Source organism: Aeromonas sp. ASNIH5 (assembly GCF_002902865.1).
GTDB classification, from domain to species: Bacteria; Pseudomonadota; Gammaproteobacteria; order Enterobacterales; family Aeromonadaceae; genus Aeromonas; species Aeromonas caviae.
In genome coordinates this window covers 1,253,690-1,274,416 of sequence record NZ_CP026122.1, presented here as the reverse complement: position 1 = coordinate 1,274,416, position 20,727 = coordinate 1,253,690, and the positions used below count along the sequence as shown (strand labels likewise).

Annotated in this window: 13 protein-coding genes; 7 read left to right on the top strand and 6 right to left on the bottom strand. The window is 62.3% G+C overall.

Annotation, left to right across the window (positions count from 1 at the left end):
- Positions 1–5: 5 nt before the first annotated feature.
- Genes C2U30_RS05570 through C2U30_RS05560 form a run of 3 tightly spaced genes read right to left on the bottom strand, consistent with a single transcriptional unit; the run spans position 6 to position 3,649 of the window.
- Positions 6–1,097: an HlyD family secretion protein gene (locus C2U30_RS05570; RefSeq protein ID WP_103243369.1), complete on the bottom strand. Its 1,092-nt coding sequence runs from the start codon at positions 1,095–1,097 to the stop codon at positions 6–8.
- On the bottom strand, positions 1,090–2,607 hold the full coding sequence (locus tag C2U30_RS05565; RefSeq protein ID WP_103243368.1) for an efflux transporter outer membrane subunit: 1,518 nt from the start codon (positions 2,605–2,607) through the stop codon (positions 1,090–1,092). The genes C2U30_RS05570 and C2U30_RS05565 overlap by 8 nt, the downstream gene beginning before the upstream one ends.
- Before the next feature lie 4 nt (positions 2,608–2,611).
- Positions 2,612–3,649, bottom strand: a complete 1,038-nt coding sequence (locus C2U30_RS05560) for an AI-2E family transporter (RefSeq protein ID WP_233721071.1) — start codon at positions 3,647–3,649, stop codon at positions 2,612–2,614.
- 552 nt (positions 3,650–4,201) lie between these two features.
- Between C2U30_RS05560 and C2U30_RS05555 the strand changes: the two genes are divergently transcribed.
- Both C2U30_RS05555 and pbpC read left to right on the top strand, forming a co-directional pair.
- Positions 4,202–9,046 (top strand): alpha-2-macroglobulin family protein, encoded by a 4,845-nt coding sequence (locus C2U30_RS05555; RefSeq protein ID WP_233721069.1) that lies wholly within the window; start codon positions 4,202–4,204, stop codon positions 9,044–9,046.
- A 52-nt stretch (positions 9,047–9,098) separates the two neighbouring features.
- Positions 9,099–11,420, top strand: coding sequence for a penicillin-binding protein 1C (gene pbpC / locus C2U30_RS05550; protein ID WP_233721117.1), 2,322 nt, complete (start codon positions 9,099–9,101; stop codon positions 11,418–11,420).
- Between the two features lie 88 nt (positions 11,421–11,508).
- Here pbpC and C2U30_RS05545 read toward each other — a convergent pair whose 3' ends face one another.
- Positions 11,509–12,468, bottom strand: a complete 960-nt coding sequence (locus tag C2U30_RS05545; protein ID WP_103243364.1) for a hypothetical protein — start codon at positions 12,466–12,468, stop codon at positions 11,509–11,511.
- Between the two features lie 164 nt (positions 12,469–12,632).
- Between C2U30_RS05545 and thiI the strand changes: the two genes are divergently transcribed.
- Positions 12,633–14,081: a tRNA uracil 4-sulfurtransferase ThiI gene (gene thiI / locus C2U30_RS05540; RefSeq protein ID WP_039038656.1), complete on the top strand. Its 1,449-nt coding sequence runs from the start codon at positions 12,633–12,635 to the stop codon at positions 14,079–14,081.
- 75 nt (positions 14,082–14,156) lie between these two features.
- Here thiI and C2U30_RS05535 read toward each other — a convergent pair whose 3' ends face one another.
- Together C2U30_RS05535 and C2U30_RS05530 are read right to left on the bottom strand one after the other, a co-directional pair.
- A complete protein-coding gene (locus tag C2U30_RS05535; protein ID WP_039038657.1) occupies positions 14,157–14,549 on the bottom strand; it encodes a hypothetical protein in 393 nt (130 codons plus the stop codon).
- A gap of 101 nt (positions 14,550–14,650) precedes the next feature.
- Complete coding sequence (locus C2U30_RS05530) at positions 14,651–15,283, bottom strand: trimeric intracellular cation channel family protein (RefSeq protein ID WP_103243363.1); 633 nt, start codon at positions 15,281–15,283, stop codon at positions 14,651–14,653.
- Positions 15,284–15,560: 277 nt separating this feature from the next.
- On the opposite strand from C2U30_RS05530, the gene C2U30_RS05525 reads away from it, so the two are divergent.
- From C2U30_RS05525 to C2U30_RS05510, 4 genes are all read left to right on the top strand, one after another.
- Positions 15,561–16,763 carry an ISL3-like element ISAeme19 family transposase gene (locus tag C2U30_RS05525; protein WP_076611394.1) on the top strand — a complete coding sequence of 401 codons (1,203 nt, stop codon included), beginning with the start codon at positions 15,561–15,563 and terminating at the stop codon, positions 16,761–16,763.
- A 19-nt stretch (positions 16,764–16,782) separates the two neighbouring features.
- Positions 16,783–17,945, top strand: a protein-coding gene (locus C2U30_RS05520) for an IS3 family transposase (RefSeq protein WP_103243192.1) whose coding sequence is annotated in 2 segments (ribosomal slippage) — positions 16,783–17,038 and positions 17,038–17,945 — 1,164 coding nt in all. Because the reading frame shifts where the segments join, the coding sequence is not laid out codon by codon here.
- A 266-nt stretch (positions 17,946–18,211) separates the two neighbouring features.
- The gene (locus C2U30_RS05515) at positions 18,212–19,072 is read left to right on the top strand and encodes a flagellin N-terminal helical domain-containing protein (protein ID WP_103243362.1); all 861 of its coding nucleotides are present in this window, start codon (positions 18,212–18,214) and stop codon (positions 19,070–19,072) included.
- A 690-nt stretch (positions 19,073–19,762) separates the two neighbouring features.
- Positions 19,763–20,620, top strand: a complete 858-nt coding sequence (locus C2U30_RS05510) for a flagellin N-terminal helical domain-containing protein (protein WP_042053181.1) — start codon at positions 19,763–19,765, stop codon at positions 20,618–20,620.
- Positions 20,621–20,727: the final 107 nt, after the last annotated feature.

Sequence of the window (20,727 nt, the reverse complement as noted above, 5' to 3'; positions counted from 1 at the left end):
GCGCCTCAATAGAGGAAGGAGAAGAGGCTCATCAGGCGGATATAGAGCGCCCCCAGGAGGTGCAGCACCCCGCTCTCACCGGTGTAGACCAGCACGTCGGCCTGGCCACCGATCCGCAGCGCCTCGACCGGGGGGAAGTCGTCGCTCTGGAAGGCGACCTTGACCGGGAAACGCTGGGCCTGGCGCAGCCAGTCGCGGTTGTTGTCCACCGTGGGCAGGGTACCGGCGGGCTGGTTCTTGCCATCGCCCACCCCGTAGCCGACGCTGCGGACTTTCCCCTCGAATAGCTGTCCAGGCAGGCTGTCGAGCAGGATGGCGACCTTGTCCCCTGGTCGAATGTTGCCGAGGTTGTTCTCCGTCAGATCCGCCGATACCCAGACGTCGTGGATGGCGATCAGGGTCATGGCCGGGGCGCCGGCCCCGATAAACTGGCCCGCATCCGTGCTCAAGTCGGTGATGAGCCCCCGGCCCGGCGCCACCACGTGGGTGTCCTGGCGATCCAGCTCGGCCTTGTGCACCGCCGAGCGGGCACTGAGCAGCTGGGAGTTGTCATCGCCGCTCTCCCCGGCGGCCTCGATGGCGCGGCGAACGTCGGCTTCGGCCGCCGCCACCTGGCTCTTGGCTGTCTCGCGGCTGGCCTGGGCCACCTCCAGGCGACGCACCGAAATGGCCCCCGGATCTTCCCGATAGAGCCGCTCCTGGCGCTCGGCATCCTTGGCCGCGTTGTCGTAGGCAGCGCGCATGGCCATCAGGGAAGCCTCGGCCGCCTTGACCCCTTCGGTATTCGCCTTGACGCCGCTCAGCACCGTCTGGTAGTCGGATCTGGCCTTGGCCAGGGCGATGTCATAAGGCTCGGGATCGATCTCGAACAGGGGGGCGCCAGCCTCCACGTCCTGATTGTCGTGGACATAGACCCGCTTGATCTGGCCTGCCACCTCGGCGGCGACGGGGACCACGAAGGCCTGCACCCGGGCCTGGGAGCTGTAGGGGGTCAACCTGTCCGCCAGCAGATACCAGGTGAGCAGGAGGAGGATCGCGGCCAGCAGCCCGAGGGTGGCGCGGCGGCTGGCCTGGCCGGGAGAGGCTGTGTCAGTCATGGGAGTTTGCCTTCTGTGTCATGGGGGAGTGGGCTGCGTCGAGCAGGGGGGCCCAGTCGGCGCGCGTGCGCAGTTGAGCCTCCACCTTGGGGGTCACCAGGGGACGTTCGCGCCCCTGTTCCCAACCGCCACCCAGTGCCTTGTAGAGGGTGATGAGGTCGCGCATCCGCGCACCACGGCTGTTGACCAGGCGCTCCTGCTGGTTGAACAGGGCACGCTGGGAGTCGAGCACCCGCTGGAAGTCCGCCATCCCCTCGCGGTACTGGGTGTTGGCGATTTCGAGGGAGCGGCGGGCGGCTTCGCCGGTCTGGGTCAGCAGGGCGATCTCCTCCTGGCCGTTGGCATAGGCCACGGCCGCGTCATCCACCTCGCGGGCCGCCTTGAACACGCTTTCGCGATAGCGTTCGTGAAGCTGCTGGAAGCGGGCGTCCTGCACCAGGATCTGGTTGCCGAGCCGTCCCTGATCCAGCAGGTTCCAGCTCAGCGACGGCCCGACGCCCCAGGAGAAGGTGCCACTTTCCCCGCCGCTGGCATTGACTCCCAGGGTGCCGAGCAGGGTGATGGAGGGGTAGAGCTCGCTCTCGGCCACCCCGATGAGGGCCGACTGGGCGGCCAGCTGACGCTCCGCCACCCGCACGTCAGGACGGCGGCGCAGCAGATCCGCGGGCATCTCGGTGACCAGGGCCAGCTCGCCCTGGGGGATCCTGCCGGTGTTGGTGGTCATCTCGGGCAGGGGACCTGGGGCGCGGGCGAGCAGGGTGGAGAGGGCGTTCTGGCTTTGGCGCAGGCTGGTCTCGAGCTGGGGAATGCCGGACAGGGTGCCCAGGTACTGGGTCCTGGCTTGCTGCACGTCCAGCTCGGCGCTGTTGCCGCTCTTGAACAGTCGCTCGGTGATCTCCAGGCTGCGCCGCTGGATGCGGGCATTCTCCCGGGCGATCTGGAGCCTGGCCTCCAGGGTACGGATGCTCACATAGAGCTGGGCCACCTGGGCGGCCATCAACACCTGGATGTCGTCATACTGGGCCAGGGTCGCGAAATAGCTGGCATCCGCCGCCTCGACTCCGCGCTGGAACTTGCCCCAGAAGTCAAGTTCCCAACCGAGGTTGAAGCCGGTGCCGTAGCTGTTGCCCGCGCTGCTGTGGCCGCCCCGGGTCTGACCTGCCTGGAGGAATTCTGCCGTTCCCACCGTCGCCTGGGGGCCGAGCAGGCTCTCGGCGATGCCAAGCTGGGCCTGGGCCTCGAGGATCCGCAGGCCGGCGATCCGCACGTCCGGATTCTTGAGGAAGGCCTCCTCCACCAGGGCGCTCAGCACGGGATCGTGCAAGTTGTCCCACCATCGTCGGTAGTCGGTCACCGTCACTGCCTGCTGACCCTCGCTGGCGCTGTGCCAGTTGGCCATCTCCTCGACACCGGGGGCCTGATAATCGGGCCCGAGCAGAGTACAGGCACCGAGCAGCAGGCAGGTGCCCCCTGCAAACAGGGGGCGAAGGAGAGAAAGTGCGTCGGCCATGGGGTTATTTTTCCGCGTTGGCCAGACCGTCGTTGACCCAGGCCATGAAGATGCGATAGCCGATGGAGAGCAGGGTCGCCCCGATGAACATGCCGAGGATGCCGTTGGTGGCCATGCCGCCCAGGGCCCCCAGCAGCACTACCGGCATGGGGGCATCGACACCACGGCCCAGCAGCAGGGGCTTGAGCACGTTGTCGGCCATGCCGGCCACGATCAGCAGCACGGTATAGAGCACGTTGAGCAGGGTGCCGTGATCCCCCGCCATCCACATGAAGGCGATGGCCGGTCCCGTGACCAGGATGACGGGGATCTGGGCGATGCCCAGGATCAGCGCCAGGACGAAGAAGATGCCGACCGCCGGGATCCCGGCGAGGGACATGATGACGCCGGCCAGCAGGGCCTGGATGAAGGCGACCCCGATAACCCCCATGGCCACGGCCCGGATGGTGCTGGTGCACAGCTTGGTCAGGGCGAGGCCCTTGCGCTCATCGGTGATGCGCATGGCGATGCGATCGGCGCTGATGGCACCCGGCTCCCCCCAGGCCATGATGATGCCGGCCACGATGAAGGAGGCGACGAAGCCCAGCAGGCCTCCCCCCATGCTGGCGAGCATGGCGACAGTCTGCTTGGCCATGTCGCCGAGCTGCGGCTTGTAGCTGATGAGGAGGCCGGGCAAGTCCACCGATGCCTTCATCCAGAGGCCATGGATCTTGGCACCAACGAGGGGGATGTCGGCAATCCCGGCGGAGGGGGGCGGGATCACCAGGGTGTGGTTCTCCACCTTGTCGACCAGGGCGCTGACGCTGTCGCCCAGGGAGCCCAGCATGGCGGCGGTGGGGGCCACGATGAGCAGGATGCCCAGCAGGATCAGCAGAGTGGCGGCACGCCCCTGTTTCCCCCCGAGACGGGCGGCGAGGCGCTGATGGAGGGGGTAGAGGGTCACGGCCAGGATCAGGGCCCACAGCATCATGTTCATGAAGGGGGAGAAGACGGTGAAGCAGAACGACCCCAACGCCAGAATAAGGCCAAATTTGATGAACATGTCCAGAAATCTGGCGACCACTCTCTTTTCAACGAGGGACAGATCGTTATTTTCCATTCTGATATGACTCCAGCGAGGGATGGATGCACGACCCCGCTGACCCCGTGTGAACTCAAGGTCGGCATTCTGGTCGATGGGCAATTGACAAGTCTGTTTTCAATGGTTGAGGCATACATCGAGCGCACCTGCACGTTATGTATGGCACAGGTGTTCAAGGCTTAAGAAATATTTATCTGCTTGATATGTCGTTGATTGGAAGGCCTGCGTTGAGCGGGGCCGAGCATAATGAATGGCCCGATCGCGCACAAGTGAACAGTGGTGCCCGGTTTAGCCCGGGTTCAGAAAATCACGACAATCCCCTTTCCTGGAACAGGAGATCGCATACGGGGCCTCGAATAAACCTCGCGCTTCACGGGGCGTCGTGCCCGCGTCCGTGGCGATGTAGGCATCTCTGTTGGCCGATGCCGCCCGATATGGCAGTTGGTGTTCCCGGGAGTGACGCTTTATTCTATTGGCTCCTGCGCTGCGGCGATCCAACCCGGGATGAACACCATGCACCTCTCTCTCTCCTGCCCCGTGACTCGTCTTCCCCGTGTGGCCTGGCTGGCGGCGCTGCTGCTGGCCGGTTGCGGCCCCGACAAGCCTGCCAGCCAGGTGCTGACGACAGACCCGATGGCCCGGCAGGAGGCGGGAGCGCCCGCCTCCGTGGTGCAGGCCAATGCCCGCCAATATCGCGATGCCCCGGCGCTGGCGCTGGTCTTCTCCGGCCCCTTGGTGCCCAAGGCAAACTGGCAGAGCTGGCTTTCTGTGAGTGAAGGGGGCAAGCAGGTGCAGGGGGAGTGGATCCTCGCCGACGATGGCCGCACCCTCTATTTCCCGAACGTTCAGCCCGACAAGAGCTACGAGGTGAGCCTCAAGGCTGGGCTGGGCCCATCCCCCCAGCGCTGGACCCTCAAGACTCGACCGCTGGAGGCAGGGGCGTCGTTTACCGCCAGCGGCATGGTATTGCCGCTGCGCGACGAGCTGCGCCTGCCCATCAGCGCGGTCAACGTGGATGAGGTCAATATCGACTTCTTCCGGGTCGATGCGGAGTATCTGCCCCGTTTCCTGGCCGAGTATCGCCCCGGTGCCGGCATGGGCAACTGGGAGCTTGAGCAGATCACCAAGCGGGCCAAGCGGGTGTTCAGCGGCCGCTATGCGCTGGAGCTCGATGCCAACCGGCGCGAGACCCGCCTCATCAATGTGAAGGAGCCGCAGCTGGCGGAGGCTGGCGTCTACTTTGCGGTGATGTCGCCCCTTGGCAACTACGACTGGCGCAAGGAGACCACCTACTTTGCGGTGAGCGACATGGGGCTCAGTGCCCGCCGTTACCGCGATGAGCTGGAGGTGTTCGTCAGCTCCCTGGCCAGCGCCGACCCCCTCAAGGATGTGCAGCTCTCCCTGCTCGACCAGAAGGGCAACCGGCTGCAGGTGCAAACCACCGACCCCCAGGGTCATCGCCGCTTCGATCAGGTGCAGGGGGCTCGCCTGCTGCTGGCCGAGCAGGGCAACCATCTGGCGGTGCTGCGCCTCGATGGGGCTGCGCTCGATCTCTCCACCTTCGATCTCGGCACCCAGCCCTGGCAGGCCCAGCAACTCTATCTGTTCAGCGGACGCGATCTCTATCGCCCCGGCGAGCGGCTCGACAGCGAGATCCTGCTAAAAGGGCAGGATGGCCAGCTGCTGCCGGGCATGGCGGTGGAGCTGGAGGTGAAACAGCCGGACGGCCAGCTGCTCGAACAAAAGCGCCTGCTGCCGGACAATTTGGGCGCGGCCCACTACGGCCTGCATCTGCCGGATGATGCGCCGCTCGGGCGCTGGACCATCAACCTCAAGACTGCCGCCGGCAGCCGTTTCGAGTGGCCTTTCCTGGTGGAGGAGTTTTTGCCGGAGCGCCTGAAACTGCAGCTTGGCAAGGGGCCGGATGGGGAAGTGACGAGTCTGGACGCCGCCCTCACTTTGCCGCTGCAAGGGGACTATCTCTACGGCGCACCAGCGAGCGCCACCAAGGCCAAGGCGGAGGTGAAGTTAAGCCGCGCCACCATGCCCTTTACCCAGTGGCAGGAGTTCACGCTGGGTGACGTGCTGCTCGCCGAGCAGGCCAAGGATCTCGAGCCTCTCAATCTCACCCTTGATGCGCAGGGGCAGGGGACTTTTTCGCTTGCTGATGAGCTCGATGGGGTGCGTGCCCTCGGGCCGCTGGAGGTGGCTTATAGGGTGTCGCTTTCCGAACCCGGCGGCCGCGCCGTCAATCGCAGCCGCACCCAGTATGGCTGGCCCGCCGGCAGCCAGTGGCCGGCACTCAAGGCCGATTTCGTGGCGGATCGGGTAGAAGGGGGCAAGCCGCTCCCCTTCCAGATCCTCAACCTCGATGAGCAAGGCCAGCCGGTGGCGGGGGCGGTGAAGGTGCGCCTTATCAACGAGTACCGCGACTACTACTGGCACTACGCCGATGGGGAGGGGTGGAAGTACGAGTTCAACAGCCAGCCCTATCTGGAGCAGGAGCAGACCCTGCAGCTGGATGGCAAGGGGCCGACCCTGCTCACGCTGCCACTGGCGGCGGGCTGGTATCGGTTGGAGGTGGAGAACAGTCAGGGCCATCAATCGAGCCTGCGGGTGGAGATCGGCAGCTACGCCTGGGGCGGCGGTGGCGAGCAGGCACGGCCCGACAAGATCGCCATCACTCTCGACAAGCGCGCCTATCAGGCCGGGGACAAGGCCAAAGTGACGCTGGTGGCCCCGCGCCCCGGCAAGGGGTTGCTGCTGGTGGAAGATGGTGACGGCCTGCGCTGGTGGCAGCGCATCGAGCTCAAGGGCGCCGATGGCGATGCCAAGGATGCCCGCGGCGAGTTCGAGATCCCGGTCAGCCCCGAGTGGCTGCGCCATGATCTGCATATCTCGGCCCAGATCGCCGCGCCAGACAGTGACTCAAAGCCGGTGAGCCAAAAGAGTGTGCAGAGCCTGCGATCGGTCGGTCTGGTGCCGCTCACCCTGGATCGGGAAGCGCGTCGTCTGCCGCTCACCCTGAGCGCGCCGGACAAAGCGGTGCCGCTCACCCGGCTGGAAGTGACCGCCACCTCCACCCCCAACAGTCAGGGCCGCGTGGTGCTGGCGGCGGTGGATCGGGGCGTGCTCAATATCAGCGACTACCGGCCACTCGACCCGTTCGAGATCTTCTTTGGTCGCAAGCGCTTCGCCCAAGACTTGTTCGACAACTACGGCCAGGTGATCCCGCCGCAAGATGGCAAGCTGGCTCGCCTCAACTACGGGGGTGACCGGGCGCCGCTGAAAAAGGGCGGCGCGCTGGAGAGCCGGGTCGAGATCGCCGCGCTCTGGAGCGGCGAGGTGAGTTTTGATGAGAGCGGCAAGGCGGTGATCCCGCTCGATCTGCCCAACTTCAACGGCGAGCTGGCGCTGATGGCGCTGGCCTGGAACGAACAGCAGGTGGGCGAGGCCGAGCGCGCCGTCAAGGTGGTGGCGCCGCTGGTGGCAGAGATCGGCTGGCCGCGCTTTGGCGCCAGAGGGGATGAGACCCGGGCCCTGGTGCAGCTGCGCAATATGAGCGGTGAGGATCAGACCCTCTCCCTTGCCTGGACCCTCAACGGCGGGCTGAAAGCAAACGGCGAGCTGCCCGGCACCCTGGCCCTTAAAAACGGCGAAGAGCAGTGGCTGACCCTGCCGCTCACCGTGACCGGGGCGAGCGGTGTGGCAAGCCTGCAGTTGGCTGCCAGCGGCAAGGATTTTGCCATCAGCCGCGACTGGACTTTGCCGCTGCGTTCCCCCTGGCCTGCCGAGACTCGCCAGCGCTACCAGATGCTGGCTCCCGGCCAAGAGATGAGCTTTGCGCCAGCTGAGCTGGCCGGGCTGGATCGTGCCAATCTGCAGGGGCTGCTCAGCCTCTCCGGCACTCCCCCCTGGGATCCGGCAGCCCAGTGGCAGGCGCTGGCCGACTACCCCCATGCCTGTCTGGAGCAGACCTTGTCCCGTGCCTGGCCTTACTTGCTGACCACAGCCGATGAGCGGGCCGTCTGGCGCAAACCCGCAGAGGGCAAGAAAGCGGCGAGTGAGGCGGATGTGCAACGCGCCCTGCTGCAACGGCTGCAGCGGTTGCAACTGCCAAGCGGCGGTTTTGGCCTGTGGGATGGTCGCTCCGACGAGGAGCAGTGGCTCACCGCCTATGCCGCCGACTATCTGCTGGCGCGCAAGGAGGCGGGCGACGCCGTGCCGGAGGCGATGCTCAATCAGGCGCTGAACCGGTTGCAGAGCTATCTTACCGACAGTCAGTATGGTGAGCGCTGGAGCAGTGCCCCCGAGCACAGCCGGCTGGCCTATCAGGCCTACAGTGCCTATGTGCTGGCCCGGGTGGGCAAGGCGCCGCTCGCTACCCTGCGCCTTGTCTGGGAGCAGCAGGCCGATCACGCCCGCTCGGGTTTGCCGCTCTTGCACCTCTCGCTGGCCCTCTCGGCCATGGGGGATGAGCAGAACGCCGCCAAGGCCCTCAGCCGGGCATTGGCGACCGAGCGCGGGGACGATTATCTGGGGGATTACGGCTCGCCGCTGCGCGACCAAGCCCTTGAGCTCTCCCTGCTGCGCCAGCACAAGCTGGCTGCGGAGCGCTGGCCGGCCCTCAGTGGCAAAGTGGCCGACACCCTGGCTCACCGTCAGTGGCTCAGCACTCAGGAGCGGCTCGCCCTGCTGCGACTCGCCCGCGTCGATCCGGCCGTCGACTGGCAGGCCAGGGTGGCTTCCTCTCTTGGCAGTGGATCCCTGAGCGGTTCGGCTCCGCTGCAGCAGGGTGTCCCTGAGGCGCTGGCGGCGAGCGCCGTCACCAACGAGGGCAAGGGCTCGCTCTATGTGCAGCGCACTCTGGTCGGTTACCCCGAACAGGCACCGGCACGGATCAGCATGGGAATGAGCGTGACCCGCAGCTGGTTCAACAGCGACGGTCAGCGTTTTGACCCGACCAAGGTGAAGGTGGGCGATCTGGTGGTGGTGCGGCTCAATGTCAGCAGTGAATCGGCGGTGCCCGATGCCCTGCTGGTGGAGATGGTGCCCGCCGGCTTCGAGCTGGAGAACCCGGCCCTTGGCAACAGCATCAAGCTCGAAGAGCTCTCCATCGAGGGGAAACCGGCGTGGCAGAGCGAGTGGAACGACTACCTCAAGCATCAGGAGTTTCGCGATGACCGTTACACGGCGGCGCTGGATCTGAGCGCCGGGAGCAACCAGCAACTGGTCTACCTGATGCGGGCGGTGACGCCGGGTCGCTATCAGGTGCCGCCGACCCAGGTGGAGGATATGTACCGCCCCGAGCTGCGGGCTGTGGGTGAGGATATCCACGAGGTGATCATCTCTGAGTAACAAACCCTCCCTTGAGCGGGTTCGCCCGCTCACTTTCTGGCAGCGTGGCTGGCTGAAATTGGGTCGCACTGGCCACGCTGGCTGGCGCTGGCTTGGTCGCCTGCCACGCTGGCTGCGTTGCTCGGTGCTGGGCATTGTAGCACTGCTCCTGTCATTGCTGGCGCTGGATCGACTCTTCCCGCCGCCGCCACTCGACCCTGCCTACGCACGGGTGGTGCTCGACATGAAGGGGCGACCGCTGCGCGCCTTTGCCGATACCAGCGGCGTGTGGCGCTACCCCGTGACGCTGGAACAGGTCTCCCCCCGCTATATCGAGGCGCTGCTGGGCTACGAGGATCGCTACTTCTGGCGTCATCCCGGAGTCAATCCGGTGGCCATGGTGCGCGGGGTCTGGCAGTGGCTGCGCTACGGGCGCGCCGTGTCGGGGGGCTCGACCCTCACCATGCAGGTGGCGCGTCTTATCGAGCCCTACCACAGGAGCGTGCCCGGCAAGCTGCGTCAGATGGCGCGCGCGCTGCAGCTGGAGTGGCACTACGACAAGCGCACCCTGCTCACCGTCTACCTCAACCGGGCACCGTTTGGCGGCAACCTGGAGGGGGTACAGGCGGCAAGTTTTGCCTATCTCGGCAAGAGCGCCGCCAAGCTGACCCATGCCGAGGCGGCGCTCTTGGCAGTGCTGCCCCAGGCCCCCAGCCGCAACCGGCCGGACCGGCATCCCGAACGGGCTCGCGCGGCTCGCGACAAGGTGATGCAGCGGCTGGTGGCGCAGGGCGTCTGGCCAGAACAGGTTTGGCTGGAGGGACGCATCGAGCCTGTGCTGGCCCGCGGTCACTTCACGCCGATGGAGGCGCCGCTCTTTGCCCGCCTCGCCGCCGACCATCAGGCCGGGGCCCTGGTGCGCACCACCATCGACGGGGATCTGCAGCGCTGGCTGGAGGGGCGGGTGGCGAGCTATATCCGCCGCTTCCCCGAGCAGACCTCAGCGGCGTTGCTCCTGGTCGACAACAAAACCATGGCGGTGCGCGCCTATGTGGGCAGCGCCGAGTATGGCAATCTGCGCCGCCACGGTTACCTCGACATGGTGCAGGCGATCCGCTCTCCCGGCTCCACCCTCAAGCCCTTCATCTACGGTCTGGCCATGGACGAGGGGCTGGTGCACTCGGCCTCCCTGCTCTCCGATGCGCCGAGACTGGGGTCTGATTATCGCCCCGCCAATTTCTCCGGTGCCTTTCAGGGGCCGGTAACGCTCGCCCAGGCGCTGCAGCAATCCCTCAACGTGCCGGCGGTGCAGGTGCTGGAGGCGCTCGGGGCCGACAAACTGGTCAGCCGCCTCGACAACGCCGGGGTGAGGCTGGCCCTTTCCGACAAGCCCAATCCGGCCATCGCGCTGGGGGCGGCGGGCATTCGGCTCGAGCAGCTGGTGGCGCTCTACAGCGCACTGACCCGGCAGGGGCAGGTAGCGATGCCGGTCTGGCTGGCGGGGCAGCAGGCGGTGTCACGCCCCTTGCTGAGCCCGGGGGCCGCCTGGATCATCTGGCAGATATTGAGCGCCCAGGGGCGCGCGGATCAGCCCTTTGCCAGTGAGGCGACCGGCCGGGTCAATCGACTGGCCTGGAAGACCGGCACCAGCTATGGCTATCGCGACAGCTGGGCCATGGGGGTCTCCGGTCGCTGGACCATAGGCGTCTGGCTTGGGCGCCCCGACGGTACCCCCATGCCCGGTTTTTACGGCCAGAGCGCGGCGGTGCCGCTGCTGCTCTCTGTCTATTCGCGGCTCTCGGACAACAGCCCCTTGCCGGCACAACCCAACACGGTGAGCGAAGCAGAGATCTGCTGGCCCTTGGGGCGCAAGGCCAGTGCGACCCTGCCTGAGGCCTGTTTGCAGCATCAGAGCGCCTGGTTGCTGGAAGGGCGCGACCCTCCCACCTTGCCGGACCCCATGGATTGGCCCTCGCCGCTGCGCCAGGTCGCACTGACCGCCGTAGGCAAGCCGACGCTGACCCGCTGCCACGATGCGGCACAATCCGCTTTTAGAGCGCTCTGGCCGCTGTCGCTGGAGCCATGGCGCTCACCGGGCGAGCGGCGTCAGGCGCTGCTTGCCAGGGGCTGCGCGGGGGAGGGGCAGAGCGCCGAGCAGCAGGCCCCCATCCGCATCCTGGCACTGGGGGAGGGCAACCTTATCCGCAGTCAGCGCTATCGGTTGCAGCCCAGGGTGCTCGGCGGTGTCGGCAAGCCGGCATGGTTTCTCAACGGCCAGCGGCTGCGCTGGGACGGGGATCAAGTAGTGAGCAAGGCGGGCCGCTATCAGCTGGTGGTGGTGGATGAGGCGGGAAACAGCGATCGCATCGAGTTTCGACTGGAAAACCCCTCCTGAGGGCGTGGTGAGCGCCAGAATATTGACGGCATCGGTGATGGTCCCGATGCCGTCAGTTGATTGTCGATTCCCCGGCAGAGGCGGGGAGTCAGGGCTTGACCTGCCCCAGCCGGGTGAAGAAATGCCGGCTCTTGCGCTGGTGGAAGTGGCTCTTCTTGATGGGATGAAATACCAGGTTGCTCTGTGGGTGACTCCCCTTGAGGTGGTGGATCATCGCCATGGCCGGTAAGCCAGTACTGACGAGCGTGGTGAGCGGCAGGGTGACGGTCTCGGGTCCCAGCAAGGGTGTGAACCCCTGCTGGGCCTGCTCGAAGCGGGTCAACACGGCGGGTTCGGCGTAGCCGCTGCCCAGCATGGCGAGCAGGGCATCGAGGGCCTGATGGAACTCGGCGAGCTGCTGACGAAAGCCGCTTCGCCCCCGCAGGGCAATGAGCTCTGCAAACGGGATGTCGGCCAGGTGAGTGGGCACTTGCAGCGGGATCTCGAGGTGGAAGCAATCCTGACCGCCGCGATTGTGGTAGCGAGATTCGAGCAGGTGGAGCAGGCGGTCGAGATAGTCGTGATCGGTAATCAGCGCCCCGTCATTGGCGAGTGCCCACTCACGGGCGAGGCGCATGGAGAGCAGGTTGGCAAAGCGGCGCGCCATTCTGATCCCCCCTTCATCCTGCGTCGCAAAGCCGTGGGACAGACAAAACCCGTGCAGCCGCTCCAGTCCCGCCTGAGCCGGGCAGAAGCAGTCGTGGTTGGGGGCTGAACGCCAGCGGGCGATGAGCTCCCTGTTGCCAAACACCTTGTGGCGGACAAAATCGGGGGCGACCAGGCCGGCAATCTGGCTCTCCACCTGGGGCGTGATATGGGCGAAGAAGGCGGGTTGTGGCGGCTCGGCCAGCAGGTCGGTTTGCTGGCGCAGGGTCTCCAGCAGGGCGGTGAGACCGCTCTTCTCACTGACGGTGAAGACGAAGGCGAGCCGCTCCAGATAGAGCAGGGCAAACTTGAGCCAGAGCTCGTCGCGTACCTCCATGCCGGGGTAGTAGATATGGGTTTTCATGAATGCTGTGTTGCCAGGATGCAGGGGTGGGAATATACGCATGATTGCCCGGATGCGGCAAACTTTGCGTGGGGGAATGTGAGCGGCCGCTCATGCAGTAGGCGCTGGTCACAAAGTTCTGATATAATTCGCGCCCTTAAATCAAGGCCACCCGAGTCATTACCATGAAGTTCATTATCAAGCTGTTCCCTGAAATCACCATCAAGAGCAAGTCGGTTCGCCAGCGCTTTATCAAGATCCTGCAGGGCAATATCCGCAATGTCCTGCGCCGCTTCGACGACGATGCCCGGGTGCGGATGGATTGGGACAAGCTGATCGTGAGCTCCCGCAATGACCAGTTCCGCGAGCAGGCCATCGAAGCCCTGGCCTGCATCCCCGGCATTCAGGCCTTCCTCGAGGTGCAGGCCAGCAAGTTTACCGACCTGCACGACATCTTCGAGCAGGTGAAAGCCGTCTGGGGTGATCAGCTCGAGGGCAAGACCTTCTGCGTGCGTGCCAAGCGCCACGGCAAGCACGAATTCTCCTCGCTGGAGATTGAACGTTACGTGGGCGGCGGTCTGAACCAGCACTGCGTGAGCAACGGTGTGCGCCTCAAGAACCCGGATGTGAAGATCAACCTCGAGATCGATGGCGAGGAGCTTTTCATCGTCAGCGCCATCCACCAAGGGCTGAGCGGCATGCCCATCGCCACCCAGGAAGATGTGCTGAGCTTGCTCTCCGGCGGGTTTGACTCGGGTGTCGCCTCCTTCCAGTTCATCAAGCGCGGCTGCCGGGTGCACTACTGCTTCTTCAATCTGGGTGGGGCTGCTCACGAGATCGGCGTCAAGCAGGTGGCCTATCACCTGTGGAACCGTTTCGGCTCCTCCCACCGGGTGCGCTTCACCGCGGTAGACTTCGAGCCCGTGGTGGCCGAGATCCTCGAGAAGATCGACAACGGCCAGATGGGGGTGGTGCTCAAGCGGATGATGATGCGTGCCGCTGCCAAGGTGGCCGACGAGTTCCAGATCCCGGCCCTGGTTACCGGCGAGTGCGTTGGCCAGGTTTCCAGCCAGACCCTCACCAACCTGAACGTCATCGACCGGGTGACCGACAAGGTGATCCTGCGCCCGCTCATCACCTGGGACAAGCCGGACATCATCAGCGAAGCCCGCCGCATCGGCACCCTGGAGTTCGCGGAGACCATGCCGGAGTATTGCGGCGTGATTTCCAAGAAGCCGACCGTGAAGGCCGAGCTCTCCCGCATCGAGGCGGAAGAGGAGAACTTCGACTTTGCCATTCTGGACAAGGTGGTGGCCGAGGCCCGTTACCTCGACATTCGTCGCATCGGTGAAGAGACCGCCGCCGAGGTGCAGGAGGTGGAGACCACCGCCGAGAGCGGTGACGACGAGGTGATCCTGGACATTCGCTCCATGGAGGAGCATGACGACAAGCCGCTGGTGGTGGAAGGGCGCGAGATCATGCATATCCCCTTCTTCAAGCTGGCCACCGCCTTTGGTGATCTGCCGAAAGAGAAGACCTACCTGCTCTATTGCGATCGCGGCGTGATGAGCAAGCTGCAGGCGCTTTACCTGAAAGAGAAGGGCTTTGCCAACGTCAAGGTCTACCGTCCGTGATGTGACGGCAAGACGCGTATAAAAAATCCGGCCAAGGCGCCGGATTTTTTATTTCACTCGGATGAAGGTAGATGCTCAGGGGCAGGGGACCGGGGTGAAGGTTTCCTGACCCTGACAGCGCCAGCCCATCTCGGCCTGACGCATCTGCCACAGGTTGTTGCTGCGAAACAGGGTCAGGATGTAGAGCATGTCGCTACGCTGGCCATCAAGGGCCACCGAGAGCACCAGATCGTTGTCCAGCTGTTGAGCATGGATACGGGTGGGTACATCTTTATGGCCCACGAAGCGGCGAGCCACTTCGCGATAGTCGTTGACCCAGCCTTGCTGACTGCTGCTCGCCTGACGGATCTGCTGGTTGAACTGCTGCACCGGGGTGGATGCCAGACGCCCGAACAGGGCCTGTGCCCCCGCATGAGCCGCTGCCACCATCATCAGAACAAGCGTGGTAATGAGCCCAAGTTTTTGCATGAGGTTTTCCGGCTTGAAACGACCCCTGTATGACAACAGAAAAGCCGGCTTGGTTCAATCTTGTCCCTGCCGGGATGGGATCTCGCCCACTCTGAGGCTTCTCAGTTGCGCTGCAGCGAGAAGGTGGGCAGGGAGAGGTGCCAGTAGATGGCCGCTAACCGCAGACCAAACACCCCGAGCATGCTGATGAGCATGGCGCTGACCCTGTCTACCCCGACCTCCAGCGACAGGGTATAGAGGATGCCGCCCAGAATGCAGGCGGTGGCGTAGATCTCCTTTTGCAGCACCATGGGGACCTCCCGCGCCAGTACATCGCGGATCATGCCACCGGCTACCCCGGTCATGGTGCCCATGATCACGGCAATCAGCCCCGGGGTGCCGAAGTTGAGGGCCTTCTGGGCACCGATCACGGTAAAGAGGGCCAGTCCGAAGGCATCCGCCACCGGCAGCACATACCAGGGCATGCGACGGGGCAGTTTGACCATCCACATGCCGATGAGCGCCGTGGCAATGACCACCCAGATATAGAGGGGGTCGCGCACCCAGAAGACGGGGGTTGCCCCCAGGATCATGTCGCGGATGGTGCCACCCCCGATGGCGGTGACTGCCGCCAGCACCATGACACCGAAACCGTCCATCCTGAGACGGCCGGCCACCAGTACGCCCGAAAACGCGAATACCGCAGTACCAAACATGTCGCTGATGTAAACAATCTGCTCAACCAGTGTCTGCATGGAGAACAACTCACGCCAAATTGTTGATGGGGCCGCGATTTTAGGGGCTGGTGAGCCCAATCGCCAACAGAGCTCGACAAAATTGAGAGTCGGGACGGATTTTTTATCGCAGCTCGAAGTGTAGTGGTCTAATCATCCCGGACACCGTTTTAGGTGGTACAGTCGCCACCATTATTTGAGGTTCTTCGCGGGATCTTGGGGAAGTGGAAGTTGACAGACAGGGTGCTGGTAAACTGGCTGTCTCCAAACACACCACCACCATCACCCTGCTGTCGCCGTGCATCATATTGATATTGCCTCCTTCTGGCCAGGTTATACCGTCATCGCCCAAGCGCTTTCTGCCAACCATCACACCCTGTTTACCCTTGAGCCTCGCGCCGACCTGTTGCCCCGTTGTCGCCGATGCCTGCAACCCACGCCATTGATCCACGACCAACGTATCCGCCGGGTGCGTGAGCGAGACCTATTTGACCGACAAGTCTGGTTACAACTGCCTGTTCGCCGCGTCGACTGTCTGCGCTGTGGTCGCGTCAGTGAACATATCGACTGGCTCCCCTCTGGCTCCCGCCTCACCCGGCGCATGCAGTGCTGGATTGAAGCGCTCGTTCAGTACCTCCCCATCCGCCATGTCAGCCAGCTCACCGGGGTCGGTTGGCACACCATCAAGGAGATCGACAAGCGCCGTTTGCAGACCAGTGTGGGCACCATCGAACTTGGGGAGGTGCGGCGGCTGGTGATGGATGAGTTTGCCCTGCACAAGGGACACCGCTATGCCACCGTGATCATGGATGCCGAGCGAACCCGCGTCCTGTGGGTGGGGCACGGCAACAGCCGGGCCGCTATCCGTCCCTTCTTCGAGCAGCTCGGCGAGCGATGCCAGCAGATTGAAGCGGTGGCGATGGACATGAACACGGCGTTCGACCTGGAGGTGAAGCAACACTGCCCGCAGGCGGAGGTGGTCTACGACCTGTTCCACGTGGTGGCTCGCTATGGCCGAGAGGTGGTGGACCGGGTGCGAGTGGAGCAGGCGAATGCACTGAAAAGCGATAAACCGGCGCGAAAAGTGGTCAAAAGTGCGCGTTGGTTGCTGCTACGTAATCGGGCGAAGTTGAGTGAAAAACAGGATGTGAAGTTGCAGGAGCTGTTGGCGGCGAATCAACCGCTGGCGATGGTGTACGTGCTGAAAGAGGGGTTGAAGGGCATCTGGTATGCGCCGAGCGTGTGGGAAGGATGGCGACGATGGCGGAGCTGGATGCGGCAGGTGAAGGAAAGCGGGCTAGCGCCGCTGCAACGATTTGGTCGAAATTTATCGAAATATATGCGGGGGATCCTGGCGAGTGCAAACTACCCGATGCACACGAGTGTGCTGGAAGGGGTGAACAACAAGATCAAAGTGATAAAGCGTATGGCATATGGATTTAGGGACTCAGAATACTTTTTTCTGAAAATCAAGGCGGCCTTCCCCGGAAAGCCGCGATGAACCTTATTTGAGGTGTTCAATGACAAGATTACGTCGCTCATTTACTGCCGAGTTCAAGCTGGAAGCCGCATCCCTGGTGCTCGACCAAGGCTATTCAGTCCCCGAAGCCAGCCGTTCACTGGATGTCGGCGAAACCGTGCTGCGTCGATGGGTTCAGCAACTTCAATCAGAACGAAGTGGCGCTACACCTGCTAACCGGGCGCTGACCCCTGAGCAGCAAAAAATTCAGGAGTTGGAAGCCCGCATCAACCGGCTTGAACGCGAAAAGGCCATTCTAAAAAAGGCTACTGCTCTCTTGATGGCGGACGAACTCGAACGTACGCGCTGATAGACCGATTAAGGGAGCAAGCCCCCACCACCCTGGTCTGTTGCGCTTTCGGTATACCAACCGCCTGTTTTTACGACTATCTGGCTCGCAGGCGCACAATTAACCGTGAACGGGTGCAGCAGAGAAGTGAGTTACGGTGTTTGTTCAAAGAGAGTAGAGGCTCAGCTGGCAGCCGGGCCTTGATGTCAATGATGCGGGCACTGGGGCATCAGATTGGTCGGTTCAAGGTGCGTCGCCTGATGAAGGAGGCCGGGCTGGTCTCCAAACAACCGGGAGCTCATCGTTATCAGGTCGCGCGGTCTGAACGACCGGATATTCCTAATCTTCTGGCGCGTGAATTTGATGTCCAGCAACCCAATCAGGTGTGGTGCGGCGACATCACTTACGTATGGGCAGGTGGCCGCTGGCATTACCTGGCCGCGGTGCTCGACCTCCACACCCGACGGGTCGTGGGCTGGGCGATGTCCGGCAGGCCTGATGCTGAGTTGGCCGTGAAAGCGCTCGACATGGCGTATCAGCAACGGGGCTGCCCGTCTGGCGTGCTGTTTCACTCCGACCAGGGCAGCCAATACGGCAGCCGGGTATTTCGGCAACGGCTGTGGCGCTATCGCATGACCCAGAGCATGAGTCGGCGTGGCAACTGCTGGGATAACGCGCCGATGGAGCGGCTGTTCAGGAGCCTCAAGACGGAATGGCTTCCGACCACGGGGTACATGAGCCTGCGGGAAGCCAAGCGGGATATCAGCTACTACCTGATGGATTACTACAACTGGCGGCGCCCGCATCAACACAATGATGGGATACCGCCAGCAGAGGCCGAAAATCGGCTTAACTGTGTGTCCGGATTTAGTTGACCACTACAAACCGTTAGTGTCTCGTTTGTCCCCTGCCATTGGCGAGCTTCAGAAGGTTGAGGCCATCACAGGTTTAGGTCCGATTTTTTCCTTAAGTATCCCCCCGACCCGCCGATATATAAGGTAAGCGGCGTTAATGCGATGAAGCGTTGAAAAAAATGCTAAAGATATCCAAAAACGGGCCGTTAAATAAGACGCATCGGGCACAAACTAAAAAGAAAGCCTGAGCTAATAAAGAGCAAATTTAATCGCTTAGGAGAAATATCATGAGTATGTATGTAAATACCAACGTATCGAGCATCAACTCGCAGCGTAACCTCTATAACACCAACAAAGCTTTGGATACTGCGTATCAACGTCTCTCCTCTGGCTTGCGCATCAATACAGCCAAGGACGATGCGGCTGGTCTGCAGATCTCCAACCGCTTGACCTCCCAGATCAACGGTTTGAACCAGGGTAACCGTAACGCCAACGACGGCATCTCGCTGGCCCAGACTGCTGAAGGGGCGATGGAAGAGATCACCGGCATGTTCCAGCGGATGCGGGTGCTGGCTGAGCAATCGGCCAACGGTTCAAATACCGATGCTGACCGTTCTGCCATCCAGCAGGAAGTGCGACAGCTGGCCACCGAAATCAACCGGATTGCCAAAGATACCACCTTTGGTGGCACCAAGTTACTCGATGGTGCCTATAAAGGTATCTTCCAGGTGGGGGCCGATGCCAAGCAAACCATCAGCTTTACGCTCTCTCAGACTGGCGGCTTTAGTATCTCGGGATTGGGTGCTGCTGCGGGTGTCGCCACGATTTTTGGTACGGCTGCCACATTGTCAGTGTCGACCCAGAATAACGCGCAAAGTGTGTTGGGGGCGGTGGACAAGATGATTGCCCGGGTGGATAGCAAACGTGCCGAGCTGGGTGCCATTCAAAACAGGATGGAGTCAACCATTCGCAACCAGGCCAACATAGCTGAAAACGTCAGTGCTGCCCGCTCCCGCATCAGAGATGCTGATTTTGCACAAGAGACGGCCACGTTGACCCAGTACAACATTTTGCAACAGGCTGCATCAACAGTGTTGGGGCAGGCAAACCAGCGTCCCAATGGCGCACTTCAGTTGTTAAGAGGTTAATAAAAAAGAAAGGCGGTTGTTCAGGCCGCCTTTCGGTAGGACGCATCAGAGGGTGTTCGGGAAATCATGTCTCTGATAAGTCACAACACTGTAGTAAACTATTATGCTCAGCGAGCGCGGTTTGCAACTGCACAACCTGACTCGCCACATTCTCCTGAGCTAAAGCTCGTTGGCCGACCTTGAGTCGGCCTTTTTTATAGCACTGCTCATGCTTTTGTTGTCATAAAACACAAAGCATGAAACATGCCAGTTTGAAGTTTTAGCTATGTTGGCGGTGGCTGGTGCGGATCTATCCGACGGGCTGACCATCAGTCAGGCAGATGCTGGTCTTGATAAGTCAATATATTGACGTTGAACACGGGGTACCGAGGCGTGCGGTGACCCTGCTATCTCCTCTTCCCGCTTCATTATCTTTACATCCCTCCATGTTGACTGGAAGCCACAGGTCGGGGCGGCAATGTTTTGCCGCCAGCGGCAAAAAATTCTAAAGCTTGTTGCAACGCGGCCGTTAACCAGAGTAAGCAAAAGAAGGTGTTCGGGACTCCTGAATTTTGCGGTGTGGCGGTGGTTGTCTGTTCAAACAACTGCCGCTGGTCGAGAGTCGAAGGGCTTGTTCACCCCTTCACTCCCGGATTGCAACAGGGCTGATGTAAGCGAGGCCTGCAGTCTGTATCGAATGGGAGAAATATCATGTCGATGTTTATTAATACTAATGTGTCCTCGCTGAACTCTCAGCGGAACCTGATGAATACCAATAAGGCGCTGGATACCGCCTACCAACGCCTCTCCTCTGGTTTACGGATCAACAGTGCCAAAGATGATGCGGCCGGTCTTCAGATTTCCAACCGTTTGACCTCCCAGATCAACGGTTTGAACCAGGGTAACCGTAACGCCAATGACGGTATCTCCCTGGCACAAACCGCTGAAGGGGCGATGGAAGAGATCACCGGTATGTTCCAGCGGATGCGGGTGCTGGCCGAGCAGTCAGCCAACGGCTCCAATACGACCGCTGACCGTGCTGCGCTGCAACAAGAAGTCAAACAGTTGGCAACAGAAATTAACCGGATTGCCAAAGATACGACCTTTGGCGGGACCAAGCTATTGGATGGCTCCTATAAAGGGGTTTTCCAGGTAGGGGCGGATGCCAAACAAACCATCAGTTTTTCATTGACTCAGGCCAATGGCTTCAATATCTCCGGTATTGCGGCCGCGGCCAGTGCAGGCGCTGCGTTTGCAACCTTGGCGGCGATAAATATTACTAGTCAATCCAATGCACAGAGTGTGCTCGGTGCAGTGGACAAGATGATTGCCGGGGTAGACCGGAAACGGGCTGAGCTGGGTGCAATCCAGAATCGGATGGAGTCTACCATTCGCAACCAGGCAAATATCGCCGAAAACCTCTCATCTGCCCGGTCTCGGGTACGTGATGCGGACTTTGCTGTAGAGACGGCTGCGCTCACCCAGTACAACATCTTGCAGCAGGCTGCCTCCACCGTATTGGCGCAGGCAAATCAGCGTCCTAACGGTGCGCTCTCACTGCTGCGTTAAAGGAGAGCGGCCAGTAAGGCCGTTCATCGGTTAGCACAATATTGGGTGTTCGGGACTCCTGATATGACGAGATGGCAGAGGGGGACAAACTCTCTGCCAAGAGAGTG

What these genes read in the sequence shown, in the direction of transcription:
- C2U30_RS05570 (WP_103243369.1), bottom strand. Translation starts at nt 1,097, where the DNA reads ATGACTGACACAGCCTCTCCCGGCCAGGCCAGCCGCCGCGCCACCCTC.
- C2U30_RS05565 (WP_103243368.1), bottom strand. Translation starts at nt 2,607, where the DNA reads ATGGCCGACGCACTTTCTCTCCTTCGCCCCCTGTTTGCAGGGGGCACC.
- C2U30_RS05560 (WP_233721071.1), bottom strand. Translation starts at nt 3,649, where the DNA reads ATGTTCATCAAATTTGGCCTTATTCTGGCGTTGGGGTCGTTCTGCTTC.
- C2U30_RS05555 (WP_233721069.1), top strand. Translation starts at nt 4,202, where the DNA reads ATGCACCTCTCTCTCTCCTGCCCCGTGACTCGTCTTCCCCGTGTGGCC.
- C2U30_RS05545 (WP_103243364.1), bottom strand. Translation starts at nt 12,468, where the DNA reads ATGAAAACCCATATCTACTACCCCGGCATGGAGGTACGCGACGAGCTC.
- thiI (WP_039038656.1), top strand. Translation starts at nt 12,633, where the DNA reads ATGAAGTTCATTATCAAGCTGTTCCCTGAAATCACCATCAAGAGCAAG.
- C2U30_RS05535 (WP_039038657.1), bottom strand. Translation starts at nt 14,549, where the DNA reads ATGCAAAAACTTGGGCTCATTACCACGCTTGTTCTGATGATGGTGGCA.
- C2U30_RS05530 (WP_103243363.1), bottom strand. Translation starts at nt 15,283, where the DNA reads ATGCAGACACTGGTTGAGCAGATTGTTTACATCAGCGACATGTTTGGT.
- C2U30_RS05515 (WP_103243362.1), top strand. Translation starts at nt 18,212, where the DNA reads ATGAGTATGTATGTAAATACCAACGTATCGAGCATCAACTCGCAGCGT.
- C2U30_RS05510 (WP_042053181.1), top strand. Translation starts at nt 19,763, where the DNA reads ATGTCGATGTTTATTAATACTAATGTGTCCTCGCTGAACTCTCAGCGG.